Origin of the sequence: Streptomyces sp. NPDC017943 (assembly GCF_044328425.1) — a bacterium.
Taxonomy (GTDB): domain Bacteria; phylum Actinomycetota; class Actinomycetes; order Streptomycetales; family Streptomycetaceae; genus Streptomyces; species Streptomyces djakartensis_A.
Genome location: NZ_JBIRHH010000005.1, coordinates 702,032 through 718,651, shown reverse-complemented (window position 1 = coordinate 718,651; position 16,620 = coordinate 702,032). Strand labels below are relative to the sequence as shown.

The following is a 16,620-nucleotide window of genomic DNA, read 5'->3' as shown; positions in this document are numbered from 1 at the left end:
CGGTTACATTCCGAACCCGGAAGCTAAGCCTTACAGCGCCGATGGTACTGCAGGGGGGACCCTGTGGGAGAGTAGGACGCCGCCGAACAATTCTTACAAGGGTTGGACCCCGGACTTCGGTTCGGGGTCCAACCCTTTTTTGTTGTCCGTCACTTGACGTTCACGTTGCGCAACGAGCATGCACAGCATGGGTACTGCCGCACTGCTCAAGGCCGCCGGCGTCGGACTCGGTGACGAGGTCGTCGTCCCGGCCTTCGGGAACGTCGAGATCGCCGAGTCCGTCGCCATGGCCGGAGCCATGCCCGTGTTCGCCGACATAGATCCCTCCACGTACTGCCTCGACGCCGATGCCGTGGAGGCCGCCCTGACGCCCCGGACCGCAGCCATGGTGGTGGTGCACCGGTTCGGCCGGCTCGCCGACCTCGCGCGGCTGCACCGGGTGGGACAGCGGCACGGACTGCTCGTCCTGGAACAGGGGGAGTCCGAGGCGCCGTACGACGAGATAGCGAGGCGCAGGGAGCGGGCGGCCTATCTGCACGCCAAGTTGAGGGGCGTGCGGACACCGGACGACGGCGACGGGCACTCCTACCAGCAGTACGTCGTGCGCGTACCGGGGAACGGGCGGCCCGACCGGGACGCCTTCGCACGGGCCCTGCGCAACAAGGGAGTTGACTGCCGGGTGCCGGTGAAGACACCCGTGCACCGGCTGCCCGAATTCCGGCGGTGCGTGTCACTGCCGGAGACCGAGCGAGCCGCCGACGAGACGCTGGCACTGCCGGTGGACGCCACCCTCACCAAGCGGGACATGCAGCGGATCGTCTCCGCCTGCAATGCCCTGGGCGGCCTGCTGCAGCCGGCCTTCTGACGTGGTTGGGAGCACGCTTCTGTTCGGGGTATGATCTATTCCGTTGCCGCGGGGCGAACCCCCGAAGCGACAGGCCCCTATAGCTCAGTCGGTAGAGCGTCTCCATGGTAAGGAGAAGGTCAACGGTTCGATTCCGTTTGGGGGCTCCGGCAAAGAAGGCCCCACCCTCACGGGTGGGGCCTTCTTTCTTGTCCTAGTCCTGGTGGAGGCCCGGGACGCGCATGGCCAGGATCGCCATGTCGTCGGACGGGGCGTCCGAGGCGAAGCGTTCCACCGCCCGCATGATGCGCGCCGCGACCGCTCCGGCCGTCAGGCCCGTGCAGGTGGTCAGCACGTCGGCGAGACCGTCGTCACCGAGCATGCGGGTGCCCTCGCGGCGTTCGGTGACGCCGTCCGTGACGCACAGCAGGACATCGCCCGGGCCGAGCGTGACCGTCTCCTCGTACAGCTCCAGGTCCTCGATCACGCCGAGGAGGGGCTGGGGTTCGGCGGCCGGCTCGACCGTGCCGTCCTGGCGCAGGCGCAGCGGCAGGGGGTGGCCGGCGCAGACGACCTTCAGCTCGGCGCTGCCGTCCTCCTGGGGGCGCATCTCGCCGTACAGCAGGGTGAGGAAGCGGCTGCGGGCGCCCTCGTCGAGGATGGCGGAGTTGAGCCGCTCCAGTACCGCCGGGCCGCTGAGGCCCTCGCGGGCGAGGAGGCGCAGGGCGTGGCGGGCCAGGCCCGTGACGGCTGCGGCGTTCGGGCCGGTGCCGCACACGTCACCGATGGCGAAGCCGTAGGCGCCGTCGCGGATGGGGAAGACGTCGTAGAAGTCGCCGCCGACCTCGTTGCCCTCGCCGGCCGCGCGGTAGATGACCTCGACCTCGACGCCGTCGATGGACGGCAGCTCGGGCGGCAGGAGGCTGCGCTGGAGGGCCTGGCTGATCGCCGTGCGCTCCGAGTAGAGGCGGGCGTTGTCCAGGGCCAGGGCGGCCCGGCGGGAGAGGTCCTCGGCGAGTTCCAGGATCTCCTGGCGGAAGTGCTCGTCGGCCGGCTTGCCCAGGGTGAGCATGCCGATGACGCGGTTGCGGGCGACCAAGGGCAGGACGACCGTCTCGCCGCCGACCGCGGAGGCCGTGGCGAGGGTGGGGCCGATGCCGGGGGTGACCTGGGTGCCCGTTCCGCCGCTGAGGCCGAGGCTGCGCATCGAGCTGCGCAGGGCGGCCTTGTGGGCGTTCTCGCCGGGGGCCGGCCATACGCGGGCGCCGGGCGTGGGGACCGGGTCGGGCGGCGGGATCTTCGACAGCAAGGACTTGATGCCGTCGATGAGTTCCTCGTCCTCGTGCAGCACGTAGGACAGGTCGGGTTCGGAGGACTGGTCGGCGATCGTGTAGACGGCGCACCAGGTGGCGAGGGTCGGGACCGTCATCTGGGCCATCAGCGCGAGGGTCTGGTCGCGGTCCAGGGTGCCGGCGAGCAGGTCGGAGGCCTCGACCAGGAAGCTGAGGGAGCCGCGGCGCAGCCGCTCCAGCTCGCCCAGGCGCGCCGATTCGACGGCGAGGGCGATGCGGTCGGCGGCGAATTGCAGGCGCAGGGCCTCTTCGTTGGAGTATCTGGCGGGGGCCTCCGCTGCGACGCCGAGGGAGCCGGTGAGACGGCCCTCGACCTTGAGCGGGACCGTGACGACCGAGCGCATGCCGGTGCCGTTCAGCAGGGGGACGGCGCCGGGGACGGCCGCGAGGTCGTCGTGGACGGCGGGCATGCGGGCCGAGCCGTAGCGGCCGGGGCCCGCCTCGACGGGGACGCGGGCGAAGCGCTGACGCGCGGAGGGCAGGCCGGTGGAGGCGCGGACCTCCAGTTCCGTCTCGTCGTCAGTGGCGAGCAGGAGGAAGGCGGAGTCGCCGTCGAGCATGTCGCGGGCGCGTTCCACCGTGCGCTGGAGGAGGCCGTCCAAATCGTCCGGGGCGGGGGAGCCGATGAACACCTCGAAGGGGTCGCTGCTCTGGCCCTCGGTGCTGCTGGAGGTGTCGGAGGCCGGGACGCGCAGGGGCGTCTGGAGCACGGCCCGTTCGTGGTCGCGCACCAGCAGGCACACGGTGGACGGCTCGCCGCCGGTGTCGCGTACGCGCAGGTGGGAGGCGTAGACGGGGACGACCCGGCCGTCGGCGTCGCGGATGCCGTAGCTGCCCTCCCAGCGGGACAGGCGCAGGGCCTCGGCGATGCCGGTGCTGGTGCCCGGGGTGTGCGGCCAGGCGGCGAAGTCGGTGAGGGGCTTGCCGGTGACCTGGTCGGCGGGGTAGCCGAAGAGGTCCTCGGCGTCCTCGTTCCAGGCGGTGATGTGGCCGGTGCGGTCGATCTGGACGACGGCCACGCGGACCCGGCCGTCGGCCAGGGGGAGCAGCTCGGAGGGGAGGGCGGGGCCGGCGGCGCGGGTGCCGACCGCGCGTGCGGGCAGGTCGAGCCGGAACCAGACGGTCTTGTGGGTGGGGGTGTACTCGACGCCCCAGCGGCCGGCGAGGGCCGCGCACAGCTGCAGGCCGCGGCCGCCCTCGCGGTCGGGGCTGCCCATGGTGACGGCGCTGCCCTGGAGGGGAACCTCGCGCTCCGGGTACCGGTCGGCGACCTCGATGCGCGCGCCCTCGTCGCTGCGCAGGCACAGCACGTCGGCGGAGGTGCCGGCGTGGACGACGGCGTTGGTCACCAGTTCGCTGGTGAGAACGACGGCGTCGTCGACGATGTCGGCGAACCCCCAGCCCTGGAGGGTGTCCCGGACGAACGAGCGGGCGCTCGCGACCGAGCGCCCGACGGGCTCGAAACTGGCGGCCGCGCGCGCGGTGATCACAGAACTCCTCGACCGGTTCTCGTCGTGCTGGGCTGCGGGGCCGTCCGGTTCGTGCCGCTGGTGCGGCAGTCCGCCCGTCGGCCGGGGGTCCGAGGGTTGTTCCCCCGGGATCAGTCCGGTGGTCATGTGTCTGCGGCCGCCCCTCCGATGCCCGCTCGTCTTCGTGCCACCGCCCAGGCCGGACGGACCGGCGTGGCTGGACAGCCGGATGCAAGGTTACTTACCTTCGCGGTCCGAGCGGGTGCCGGTCTGCAGTGTTTCCGTCCGGAGGGTGTGCGGACGATGTGCGAAGCTGCCGAACTGTTATGGCCTGGTTCGGCCGGGGTGAAACACTGGGCACGCTTCTTGTACGGGTCCGGGCAGGCTGAGTGCCGGAGGCGTACGGCGGGCAGCAGCCCCTGGGACCGCCTCGGTGCGCAGGGCGGAGAATACGCAGTAGTAACCGGTACGCCGAGAGTGGAACCCGAGCACAGCAGTGACGGTCGACCCTTGCGGGAGGGACACAGTGGAGTCTGGCGCAGCGACGCGTGGCAGCAGGACGCGCGCGAAAGGCGGACAGTCCCCGAGCAACCAGGGCACAGCGCGCAACGGCACGACCGAGGTGGACACGGCGGCGCTGAACAGACTGCTGTCGGCTCTGGTGTCCATGCGGGACGGCAACTTCCGCAAGCGGCTCACGGTGTCCGGCGACGGCGTGATGTCGGAGATCGCCGCGGTCTTCAACGAGGTGGCCGACCGGAACCTGCACCTGACGGGTGAGCTGTCGCGGGTGCGGCGGATGGTGGGCCGCGAGGGCAAGCTGACCGAGCGGCTGGAGACGGGCGTCTGCGAGGGCTCGTGGGCGACCGCGATCGACAACTCGAACGCGCTGGTGGACGACCTGGTGCGGCCGGTCTCCGAGGTCAGCCGGGTGCTGTCGGCGGTGGCCGACGGTGATCTGTCGCCGCGCATGGAGCTGCGCACGCACGTGCCGGAGGGCAGCGGGCAGCCGCTGCGGGGCGAGTTCCTCAAGGTCGGCCGGACGGTGAACAACCTGGTCGACCAGCTGTCGACGTTCACCGACGAGGTCACGCGGGTGGCCAGTGAGGTGGGCACCGAGGGCAAGCTGGGCGGTCAGGCGAGGCTGCGGGGCATGTCGGGGTCGTGGAAGGACCTCACCGACTCCGTCAACACGATGGCGCACCGGCTGACGGCCCAGGTGCGGGACATCGCGCTGGTGACGACGGCGGTGGCCCGGGGCGATCTGTCGCGCAAGGTCACGGTGCACGTGGCCGGGGAGATGCTGGAGCTGAAGAACACCGTCAACACGATGGTGGACCAGCTGTCGGCGTTCTCCTCCGAGGTGACGCGGGTGGCCCGGGAGGTGGGCACCGAGGGCGCGCTGGGCGGTCAGGCGCAGGTGCCCGGCGTGGACGGGGTGTGGAAGGAGCTCACCGACTCCGTGAACACCATGGCCGGGAACCTCACGGCCCAGGTGCGCGGGATCGCCGAGGTGACGACCGCGGTGGCCAACGGTGACCTGTCGCGGAAGGTGACGGTGCCGGCGCGCGGTGAGGTCGCCCAGCTCGCCGAGACGATCAACCAGATGACCGAGACGCTGCGGATCTTCGCGGACGAGGTCACGCGGGTGGCCAACGAGGTCGGTGCCGAGGGCAGGCTCGGCGGTCAGGCGAACGTGCCGGGTGCGGCGGGGACGTGGAAGGACCTCACCGATTCGGTGAACACGGTCTTCCGGAACCTGACCACGCAGGTGCGGGACATCGCGGCCGTGACGACGGCGGTGGCGAACGGCGATCTGTCGCAGAAGGTCACGGTCGACGTGGCCGGCGAGATGCTGGAGCTGAAGAACACCGTCAACACGATGGTGGACCAGCTGTCCGCCTTCGGTGCCGAGGTGACGCGGGTGGCCCGCGAGGTCGGTGTCGAGGGTGAGCTGGGCGGTCAGGCGCAGGTGCCCGGGGCGGCCGGGACGTGGAAGGACCTGACGGACTCCGTCAACACCGCGTTCCGCAACCTCACCGGGCAGGTGCGGAACATCGCCCAGGTGACGACGGCGGTGGCGAACGGCGACCTGTCGCAGAAGGTCACGGTCGACGTCTCCGGCGAGATGCTCGCGCTGAAGAACACCGTGAACACGATGGTCGACCAGCTGTCGAGCTTCGCGGACCAGGTGACCCGGATGGCGCGGGACGTGGGCACGGAGGGTCGTCTCGGCGGTCAGGCCCGGGTCGACGGCGTGTCGGGCACGTGGAAGGAACTGACCGACTCCGTCAACTCGATGGCCGGCAACCTCACCTCCCAGGTGCGCAACATCGCCCAGGTGACGACGGCGGTGGCCCGGGGCGACCTGTCGCAGAAGATCGACGTGGACGCGCGGGGCGAGATCCTGGAGCTGAAGAACACCATCAACACGATGGTGGACCAGCTGTCGGCCTTCGCCGACCAGGTGACCCGGGTCGCTCGGGAGGTGGGTACGGACGGCCGGCTGGGCGGTCAGGCGCAGGTGCCGGGCGTGGCCGGTGTGTGGCGCGACCTGACGGACTCCGTGAACGGCATGGCGTCCAATCTGACCGGCCAGGTGCGCAACATCGCCCAGGTGGCCACGGCGGTGGCGCGCGGCGACCTGTCCCAGAAGATCACCGTGGACGCCCGCGGGGAGATCCTGGAGCTGAAGAACACCCTGAACACGATGGTGGACCAGCTGTCGTCGTTCGCCGAGGAGGTCACGCGGGTCGCCCGCGAGGTGGGTACGGAGGGCATCCTGGGCGGCCAGGCCGAGGTGCAGGGCGTCTCCGGCACCTGGAAGGACCTCACCCAGTCCGTGAACGGCATGGCGAACAACCTGACCATCCAGGTGCGCAACATCGCCGAGGTCACGACCGCGGTCGCCCGGGGCGACCTGTCGAAGAAGATCACCGTCGACGCCAAGGGCGAGATCCTCGAGCTGGTGACGACCGTCAACACGATGGTCGACCAACTGTCCTCGTTCGCCGAGCAGGTGACCCGGGTGGCCCGTGAGGTGGGCACCGAGGGCATCCTGGGCGGCCAGGCGCATGTGCCGGGCGTCACGGGCATCTGGAAGGACCTGAGCGACAACGTCAACCTGATGGCGAAGAACCTGACCACGCAGGTGCGCAACATCTCCCAGGTCTCGGCGGCGGTCGCCAACGGTGACCTGACGCGGCAGGTGACCATCGAGGCGCGCGGTGAGGTCGCGCAGCTCGCCGACACCATCAACACGATGGTGAAGACGCTGAGTTCGTTCGCCGAGCAGGTCACGAAGGTGGCTCGTGAGGTGGGCACGGACGGCATTCTCGGCGGCCAGGCGCACGTGCCGGGTGTGGCCGGTACGTGGAAGGACCTCACCGAGTCGGTGAACCAGATGGCGTCCAACCTGACGGGCCAGGTGCGCAACATCGCGATGGTGACCACGGCCATCGCCAAGGGCGATCTGACCAAGAAGATCGACATCGACGCGCGGGGCGAGATCCTGGAGCTGAAGACGACCATCAACACGATGGTCGACCAGCTGTCGTCGTTCGCCGAGGAGGTCACGCGCGTGGCCCGCGAGGTGGGCACCGAGGGGCAGCTCGGCGGGCAGGCACGCGTGCGGGACGTCGACGGCACCTGGCGGGACCTGACGGAGTCGGTGAACGAGATGGCCGGGAACCTGACCCGGCAGGTGCGTGCCATCGCGCGCGTGGCCACCGCGGTGACCCGCGGCGATCTCAACCTGAAGATCGACGTGGACGCGTCCGGGGAGATCCAGGAACTCCAGGACTACATCAACAAGATGATCGCCAACCTGCGCGACACCACCATCGCCAACAAGGAGCAGGACTGGCTCAAGGGCAACCTCGCCCGGATCTCGGGGCTGATGCAGGGCCGCCGGGACCTGGAGGACGTGGCCTCGCTGATCATGAGCGAGCTGACCCCGGTGGTCTCGGCGCAGCACGGCGCGTTCTTCCTGGCCATGCCGCTGGTCGACGGCGAGGACATCAACGTCGCGGCCGACGACCAGTACGAGCTGCGGATGGTCGGTTCGTACGGCTACTCGATGGGCTCCATGCCGACGTCGTTCGAGCCCGGTGAGGCGCTGATCGGGACGGCCGCCACGGAGAAGCGCACGATCCTGGTGGAGAACGCGCCCAGCGGCTACCTGAGGATCTCGTCGGGGCTCGGCGAGGCGCCGCCCGCGCAGGTGATCGTGCTGCCGGTGCTGTTCGAGGGGAAGGTCCTCGGGGTCATCGAGCTGGCGTCCTTCACGCCGTTCACGCAGATCCAGAAGGACTTCCTGAACCAGATCGCGGAGATGATCGCCACCAGCGTCAACACCATCTCCGTCAACACCAAGACCGAGTCGCTGCTGGCGCAGTCGCAGGAGTTGACCGAGCAACTGCGCGAGCGTTCCGCCGAGTTGGAGCAGCGGCAGAAGGCCCTTCAGGCGTCCAACGCCGAACTGGAGGAGAAGGCCGAGCTGCTGGCGCAGCAGAACCGCGACATCGAGGTGAAGAACACCGAGATCGAGGAGGCGCGCCAGGTCCTGGAGGAGCGCGCCGAGCAGCTCGCGGTGTCGATGCGCTACAAGAGCGAGTTCCTGGCGAACATGTCGCACGAGCTGCGTACGCCGCTGAACTCGCTGCTGATCCTCGCCAAGCTGCTCGCGGACAACGCCGAGGGGAACCTCTCCCCGAAGCAGGTGGAGTTCGCCGAGACGATCCACGGGGCCGGCTCCGACCTGCTCCAGCTCATCAACGACATCCTGGACCTGTCGAAGGTCGAGGCGGGCAAGATGGACGTCTCCCCGACGCGGATCGCGCTCGTGCAGCTGGTGGACTACGTGGAGGCCACCTTCCGCCCGCTGACCGCCGAGAAGGGCCTGGACCTGTCGGTGCGGGTCTCGCCGGAGCTGCCCGCCACCCTGCACACCGACGAGCAGCGCCTGTTGCAGGTGCTGCGCAACCTGCTGTCGAACGCGGTCAAGTTCACCGACTCGGGTTCCGTGGAGCTGGTGATCAGGCCGGCGCGGGAGGACGTGCCGCAGAAGATCCGGGAGCAGTTGCTGGAGACCGGGTCGCTGACCGATCCGGACGCCGAGCTGATCGCGTTCTCCGTGACGGACACCGGTATCGGCATCGCCTCCAGCAAGATGCGGGTGATCTTCGAGGCGTTCAAGCAGGCCGACGGCACCACCAGCCGCAAGTACGGCGGCACGGGCCTGGGGTTGTCCATCTCGCGGGAGATCGCGCAGCTGCTGGGCGGTGAGATCCACGCGCAGAGCGAGCCGGGACGCGGCTCGACCTTCACGCTGTACCTGCCGCTGCACCCCAGTGAGCTGCCGCCGCAGGGCTACCAGCAGCAGCTGCCCGCCCTGGAGGCGGCCGAGGCGGTGTCCGCGGGCGAGGTCTCGGAGCCGTCGGCCGCGGAGGCCGAGACGCCGGCGGAGGTGACGTCGTACCGCGAGACGCAGAACGGGCCGGCCGCGCTGTTCCGGCGGCGGCGCAGGGCGCCCGAGCTGCCGGCGCGGCCCTCCCAGCCCGAGCAGTGGGTCCCCGCCGAGCAGGAGCCGGCGCCGAAGCCGCAGCGGGGCATCCGGTTCGGCGGCCAGAAGGTCCTGATCGTCGACGACGACATCCGCAACGTGTTCGCCCTGACCAGCGTCCTGGAGCAGCACGGCCTGTCGGTGCTGTACGCCGAGAACGGCCGCGAGGGCATCGAGGTCCTGGAGCAGCACGACGACGTGGCGGTCGTGCTGATGGACATCATGATGCCCGAGATGGACGGGTACGCGACGACGACGGCGATCCGCAGGATGCCGCAGTTCGCGGGGCTGCCGATCATCGCGCTGACCGCGAAGGCGATGAAGGGCGACCGGGAGAAGGCGATCGAGTCGGGCGCCTCCGACTACGTGACGAAGCCGGTCGACCCCGATCACCTGCTGACGGTCATGCAGCAGTGGATGCGAGGGGAGTGAGGCAGGGCCCGCCGGGTGTCCGGCGGGCTGTGAAGGCCGGGCCCGGTGTGGACGCCGGGCTGTGAAGGCCGGGCCCGGTGTGGACGCCGGGCCGGGCCGAACTCGGTGGGCGCGCAGCCGTGTAGAACGGGAAGATCCGGGGAACCTTCTGGTCTCCCGCTGCGTTTCCGCTCTGTGCACAGTGACAACACGGTGACAGGGTGTGGCGACGGGCGGGGTGCGGCTACGATGACCGGCACAAGGACGGACGGCGCAAGGGAGTCGTCCCCTGGGGCGGCACCCACCGACGCTTCCCCAGGTCCTGCGGACAGGGGAGGCCCCACGCCGGGGCGAGGAGGGCGGGCCATGGTGCAGAAGGCCAAGATCCTCCTGGTCGATGACCGGCCGGAGAATCTGCTGGCGCTGGAGGCGATCCTCTCGGCGCTCGATCAGACGCTGGTGCGGGCATCGTCCGGGGAGGAAGCGCTCAAGGCGCTGCTCACGGACGACTTCGCGGTCATCCTGCTGGACGTGCAGATGCCGGGCATGGACGGCTTCGAGACCGCCGCGCACATCAAGCGGCGCGAGCGGACCCGGGACATCCCGATCATCTTCCTCACGGCGATCAACCACGGCCCGCACCACACCTTCCGGGGCTACGCGGCGGGCGCGGTCGACTACATCTCCAAGCCGTTCGACCCGTGGGTGCTGCGCGCGAAGGTCTCCGTCTTCGTCGAGCTGTACATGAAGAACTGCCAGCTGCGTGAGCAGGCGTCCCTGCTGCGGCTGCAGTTGGAGGGCAGCGGCAAGGACGCGGGCGGCGAGGCCAAGGAGTCGGCCGGCCTGCTCGCGGAGCTCTCCGCTCGCCTCGCGGCCGTCGAGGAGCAGGCCGAGGCGCTCACCAAGCAGCTCAACGACGAGTCGACCGACGCCGCCGCGGTGGCCACGGCGGCTCATCTGGAGCGCAAGCTCACGGGGTTGCGGCGGGCGCTGGACGCGCTGGAGCCGGGCACCGGAAGCACCTCCTCGGTGTCCTCGCAGAACTGACGCGCGCGCAGGCCGGGTTGTCCACCCGGTGACCGCGCGTCAGCTTCGCGCCTCCTCCGGGAGCGACACGAACGGGTGAAGCAGTGGGCACACGTGTCCCTTGCCGTCTCCACCGGTAACCTCACACCCATGGCCTCACGTCCCTCCGCAGCCAGGAAGCCGCCCGCGAAGAAGGCGGCCGCTTCGGCGAAGGCTCCGGCGAAGAAGGCCGCTGCCCGAAAGGCCCCCGCGAAGAAGGCGCCCGCCAGGAAGGCCGCGGCCAAGAAGGTCGCGCCCAGGCCGGCGCCCAGTCCCACCGGGGGCGTGTACCGCCTCGTGCGCGCCGTGTGGCTCGGTGTGGCGCACGCCGTCGGCGCCGTCTTCCGCGGCCTGGGGCAGGGTGCCAAGAACCTCGACCCGGCCCACCGCAAGGACGGCGTCGCCCTGCTGCTGCTCGGCATCGCCCTGATCGTCGCCGCGGGCACCTGGGCCGACCTCGAGGGCCCGGTGGGCGACCTGGTCGAGATCCTGGTGACCGGTGCCTTCGGCCGGCTCGACCTGCTCGTGCCGATACTGCTCGCGGTCGTCGCGGTGCGGTTCATCCGCCACCCGGAGAAGCCCGAGGCCAACGGACGCATCGTCATCGGCCTGTCCGCGCTCGTCATCGGCGTGCTCGGCCAGGTCCACGTGGCGTGCGGCTCACCCGCGCGCGGTGACGGCATGACGGCCATACGGGACGCCGGCGGCCTCATCGGCTGGGCCATGGCGACGCCGCTGTCGTACGCCATGGGCGATGTGCTCGCGGTGCCGCTGCTGGTGCTGGTGACGATCTTCGGGCTGCTCGTCGTCACCGCCACGCCGGTCAACGCCATCCCGCAGCGGCTGCGGCTGCTCGGGGTGCGGCTCGGCATCGTCCGGGACCCGGCCGAGTACGACGACTACGGCTACGCCGACGACGACGAGCGCTACGAGGAGCAGTGGCGTGAGGCCCTGCCCGCGCGCCCGCGCGGCAGGCGTGCGCCGGCGCCCGGGGCGTACGACCCCGACGGCGCCGAGCAGGAGGCCCTGTCGCAGCGCCGGGGACGGCCCAGGCGCTCGGCGGTGCCGCAGCCCGACATGGACCGCCCCAGGGACGCCGTGGACGTCGCCGCGGCGGCCGCCGCCGCGCTCGACGGTGCCGTGCTGCACGGCATGCCGCCCTCGCCGGTCGTCGCCGACCTCACCCAGGGTGTGCGCACCGGCGACCAGGAGGTCACCACCCCGACACCCGTCCCGGCCGCCCGGCCCCAGCAGGACCAGCCGCAGCCCGACCGGCCGCCGCAGGCCGAGCCGCAGCCCCAGAAGCCGAGGGCCGGCGTCCGCGACCTGACGAAGGCGCCGCCCGCCGAGCCGCGCGAACTGCCCGCGCGCGCGGAGCAGCTCCAGCTCTCGGGCGACATCACCTACTCCCTGCCGTCGCTCGACCTGCTGGAGCGCGGCGGCCCGGGCAAGGCCCGCAGCGCCGCCAACGACGCCATAGTGGCCGCGCTGACCACCGTCTTCACCGAGTTCAAGGTCGACGCCCGGGTCACCGGCTTCACGCGCGGGCCGACGGTCACGCGCTACGAGGTGGAACTCGGCCCCGCCGTGAAGGTCGAGCGCATCACCGCGCTCGCCAAGAACATCGCCTACGCCGTCGCCTCCCCGGACGTGCGGATCATCAGCCCGATCCCCGGCAAGTCCGCGGTCGGCATCGAGATCCCCAACACCGACCGCGAGATGGTCAACCTCGGTGACGTCCTGCGCCTCGCGGAGTCCGCGGAGGACGACGACCCGATGCTGGTCGCGTTCGGCAAGGACGTCGAGGGCGGCTACGTCATGCACTCGCTGGCGAAGATGCCGCACATGCTGGTGGCCGGCGCCACCGGCTCCGGCAAGTCCTCCTGCATCAACTGCCTGATCACCTCGATCATGATGCGGGCGACCCCCGAGGACGTGCGGATGATCCTGGTCGACCCCAAGCGGGTCGAGCTGACCGCCTACGAGGGCATCCCGCACCTGATCACGCCGATCATCACCAACCCCAAGCGGGCCGCCGAGGCGCTCCAGTGGGTCGTGCGCGAGATGGACCTGCGCTACGACGACCTGGCCGCCTACGGCTACCGGCACATCGACGACTTCAACAAGGCCGTGCGCGAGGGCAAGGTCAAGCCGCCCGAGGGCAGCGAGCGCGAACTCCAGCCGTACCCCTACCTGCTGGTGATCGTCGACGAGCTGGCCGACCTGATGATGGTCGCGCCCCGCGACGTCGAGGACGCGATCGTGCGCATCACGCAGCTCGCGCGCGCGGCCGGCATCCACCTGGTGCTCGCCACGCAGCGCCCCTCGGTGGACGTCGTCACCGGCCTGATCAAGGCGAACGTGCCCTCCCGGCTGGCGTTCGCCACCTCCTCGCTGGCCGACTCGCGCGTCATCCTCGACCAGCCCGGCGCCGAGAAGCTCATCGGCAAGGGCGACGGGCTGTTCCTGCCCATGGGGGCCAACAAGCCCACCCGTATGCAGGGCGCCTTCGTGACCGAAGCCGAGGTCGCGGCGGTCGTGCAGCACTGCAAGGACCAGATGACGCCGGTCTTCCGGGACGACGTCGTGGTGGGCACCAAGCAGAAGAAGGAGATCGACGAGGACATCGGCGACGACCTCGACCTGCTGTGCCAGGCGGCCGAACTGGTCGTCTCCACGCAGTTCGGCTCGACGTCCATGCTCCAGCGCAAGCTGCGCGTCGGCTTCGCCAAGGCCGGGCGGCTGATGGACCTCATGGAGTCGCGGAACATCGTCGGACCGAGCGAGGGTTCGAAGGCTCGTGACGTTCTTGTGAAGCCTGACGAGCTGGATGGCGTGCTCGCCCTGATCCGGGGGGGAGTCTGAAGGGTAGGGAAACGGGGCACGGTGATCGTCGGGCCGTACGGCAATCGGGTGGTCCGATCGTGACTCACCCGTAAGGATCAGCGGGCAACCGTTTCCCTTCGGCGTACGTCAAGTTGAGGGAAGCGAAACGCAGCGACCCCACCATCGGACTGTCGGGCCATTCCGATGGCGTACAAAGTGTCACCGCCCGGTTGCCCCATCTTTTTGCCCTCCCCCTAGACTGAACCTCCAGCACAGGCGGCTACACGCTCGAAAGGCGCCCCCGTGTCCATCGGCAACTCACCTGAAGACGAGCGTCCGTTCGAAGACGACAGCGTCGCAGCAGATCACGAGGAAGCCCGCCCCTCCATCGGCCACGCCCTGCGGCAGGCCCGTATCGCCGCCGGGCTGACCGTCGACGACGTCAGTAGCGCCACCCGGGTCCGCATGAACATCGTGCACGCGATCGAGGCGGACGACTTCTCGCCCTGCGGCGGGGACGTCTACGCCCGCGGGCACATCAGGACCCTGGCCAGGGCCGTCCACCTCGACCCGGAGCCCCTGCTCGCCCAGTACGGCGAGGACCACGGCGGGCGTCCGGCGCCGACCCCGGCGGCGCCCCTCTTCGAGGCGGAGCGCATCCGTCCCGAGCGGCGGGGACCCAACTGGACCGCGGCCATGGTCGCCGCGATCGTCGCCGTGATCGGCTTCGTCGGGTTCACCATGTTCCAGGGCGGTGACGACGGCGGCAGCGAGGCGAACGTGGCCGAGGGCTCCACGCCCAGCGACTCCGCCTCGCCGACCACCAAGACCAAGAAGCCCGCCGACCCCAAGCCCGCGCCGTCCGACAGCGCCATCGCCGCCGCGCCGCAGGACAAGGTCACCGTCCGCGTGGCCGCCGCCGACGGCCGCAGCTGGATCGCCGCCAAGGACCACAACGGCCGGATGCTCTTCGACGGCGTCCTCAAGCAGGGCGACACCAAGACCTTCCAGGACAGCACCAAGGTCCACCTCGTCCTCGGCGACGCCGGCGCGATCGACCTCTTCGTCAACGGCAAGAAGATCGAAGAGGACTTCCAGCCCGGTTCTGTCGAACGCCTGACCTACACCAAGGGTGATCCCGAAGCCGGATGACCTGTCCGTAAAGCGCACTTCGCACGGGGTTGGCCGGGAAACGGTCAACCCCGTCGACGTGGGGTGTCGGCGGGACGAAGTAGTCTTGAGCCCATGCCTGAACGCCGTACCGTCGCACTCGTCACCCTTGGCTGCGCCCGTAACGAGGTGGACTCGGAGGAGCTCGCAGGCCGTTTGGAGGCGGACGGCTGGCAGCTCGTCGAGGACGCCGAGGAAGCCGACGTCGCCGTCGTGAACACCTGCGGCTTCGTCGAAGCCGCCAAGAAGGACTCCGTCGACGCCCTCCTCGAGGCCAACGACCTCAAGGGACACGGCAGAACGCAGGCCGTCGTGGCGGTGGGCTGCATGGCCGAGCGGTACGGCAAGGAACTCGCCGAGGCCCTCCCCGAGGCCGACGGTGTCCTCGGCTTCGACGACTACGCCGACATCTCCGACCGGCTCCAGACCATCCTCAACGGCGGCATCCACGCCTCGCACACCCCGCGCGACCGGCGCAAGCTGCTGCCGATCAGCCCGGCCGAGCGCCAGGAGTCGGCCGCCGAGGTCGCACTGCCCGGGCACGGCCCCGCCGAGCCCGCCGCCGCGCCCGCCGATCTCCCGGAGGGCCTCGCTCCGGCCTCCGGACCCCGCGCGCCGCTGCGCCGCCGGCTGGACGGTTCGCCGGTCGCCTCGGTGAAGCTCGCCTCCGGCTGTGACCGCCGCTGCTCCTTCTGCGCCATCCCGTCCTTCCGCGGCTCCTTCATCTCGCGCCGCCCCTCGGACGTGCTGAACGAGACGCGCTGGCTGGCCGAGCAGGGCGTCAAGGAGATCATGCTGGTCTCCGAGAACAACACCTCCTACGGCAAGGACCTGGGCGACATCCGCCTGCTGGAGTCCCTGCTGCCCGAGCTGGCCGAGGTCGACGGCATCGAGCGGGTGCGCGTCAGCTACCTCCAGCCGGCCGAGATGCGGCCCGGCCTGATCGACGTCCTGACCTCCACCCCGAAGGTCGCCCCCTACTTCGACCTGTCCTTCCAGCACTCCGCGCCCGGCGTGCTGCGCGCGATGCGCCGCTTCGGCGACACCGACCGCTTCCTGGAACTGCTCGACACCATCCGCGGCAAGGCGCCCGAGGCGGGCGTGCGCTCCAACTTCATCGTCGGTTTCCCCGGCGAGAGCGAGGCGGACCTCGCGGAGCTGGAGCGGTTCCTGAACGGCGCGCGGCTGGACGCCATCGGCGTCTTCGGCTACTCCGACGAGGAGGGCACCGAGGCCGCGACCTACGACGGCAAGCTCGACCAGGACGTCGTCGACGAGCGGCTGGCCCGCGTCTCGCGGCTCGCAGAGGAACTCGTCTCGCAGCGCGCCGAGGAGCGCGTCGGCCAGACCGTGCACGTCCTCGTCGAGTCCGTGGACGACGAGGAGGGCGTGTACGGGCGCGCGGAGCACCAGGCGCCCGAGACGGACGGCCAGGTGCTGCTCACGAGCGGCGCGGGTCTGAGCATCGGCCGTATGGTCGAGGCGAAGGTGGTCGGCACGGAAGGTGTCGACCTGGTGGCCGAGCCGTTGCAGAGCTCGTTCGCCTTGCCTGCGTGGAGTGAGGAGGCGGGCAGATGACCGGTGTCCCGGCATCCGCGGCGGGTGGTGCCTCCGGTGCGCGGAGGGCCGCGGCCGGTGCGGTGACCCCGGCCGGAACGGTGTCTCCGGCCGTCGCGGCCTCGGGGACGGTTCCCGGGGCGGTGGCGGGGCGCGCGGCGGCTCCCTCGGCCGACGGCGGTTCGTCCGCAGCCGGGTCCGGAGCGCCCGACGAGGCGGAGTGTGGTGGTGCCGCCGGCGCGGTGCCCGGTCGTGAGGCGGTCGCCGGGGAGGCCGGTGCCGCCGTGGACGGCGCGCCCGGCTCCGGTGGCGGCGGCAGCGGCACGGCCGGCGGCAGTGGCGCGGTGGGCAGGGCCGGTGACG

Annotated in this window: 7 protein-coding genes, 1 tRNA gene and 1 rRNA gene; 8 read left to right on the top strand and 1 reads right to left on the bottom strand. The window is 70.7% G+C overall.

Annotated elements, in window-relative coordinates; all coding sequences use genetic code 11:
* From rrf to ACH4C6_RS20055, 3 genes are all read left to right on the top strand, one after another.
* Positions 1-88, top strand: a 5S ribosomal RNA gene (rrf, locus tag ACH4C6_RS20065); the annotation flags it as partial.
* Positions 89-202: 114 nt separating this feature from the next.
* Entirely contained in the window at positions 203-865 is a 663-nt protein-coding gene (locus tag ACH4C6_RS20060) for a DegT/DnrJ/EryC1/StrS family aminotransferase (protein ID WP_398109944.1), read from the top strand.
* A 73-nt stretch (positions 866-938) separates the two neighbouring features.
* Positions 939-1,011: transfer RNA gene (locus ACH4C6_RS20055), tRNA-Thr, on the top strand.
* Positions 1,012-1,058: 47 nt separating this feature from the next.
* Here the strand turns inward: ACH4C6_RS20055 and ACH4C6_RS20050 are convergent.
* Positions 1,059-3,812, bottom strand: coding sequence for a SpoIIE family protein phosphatase (locus ACH4C6_RS20050; RefSeq protein WP_398109917.1), 2,754 nt, complete (start codon positions 3,810-3,812; stop codon positions 1,059-1,061).
* A 379-nt stretch (positions 3,813-4,191) separates the two neighbouring features.
* Here ACH4C6_RS20050 and ACH4C6_RS20045 point away from each other — a divergent pair, with 379 nt between their 5' ends.
* From ACH4C6_RS20045 to rimO, 5 genes are all read left to right on the top strand, one after another.
* A complete protein-coding gene (locus ACH4C6_RS20045; RefSeq protein WP_398109916.1) occupies positions 4,192-9,660 on the top strand; it encodes a HAMP domain-containing protein in 5,469 nt (1,822 codons plus the stop codon).
* A 345-nt stretch (positions 9,661-10,005) separates the two neighbouring features.
* Positions 10,006-10,686, top strand: coding sequence for a two-component system response regulator (locus ACH4C6_RS20040; protein WP_398109915.1), 681 nt, complete (start codon positions 10,006-10,008; stop codon positions 10,684-10,686).
* 129 nt (positions 10,687-10,815) lie between these two features.
* Entirely contained in the window at positions 10,816-13,569 is a 2,754-nt protein-coding gene (locus tag ACH4C6_RS20035) for a DNA translocase FtsK (RefSeq protein WP_398109914.1), read from the top strand.
* Between the two features lie 264 nt (positions 13,570-13,833).
* Positions 13,834-14,682, top strand: a complete 849-nt coding sequence (locus tag ACH4C6_RS20030) for a helix-turn-helix domain-containing protein (protein WP_398109913.1) — start codon at positions 13,834-13,836, stop codon at positions 14,680-14,682.
* 93 nt (positions 14,683-14,775) lie between these two features.
* On the top strand, positions 14,776-16,278 hold the full coding sequence (gene rimO, locus ACH4C6_RS20025) for a 30S ribosomal protein S12 methylthiotransferase RimO (protein ID WP_398109912.1): 1,503 nt from the start codon (positions 14,776-14,778) through the stop codon (positions 16,276-16,278).
* The last annotated feature ends 342 nt before the right edge of the window (positions 16,279-16,620 follow it).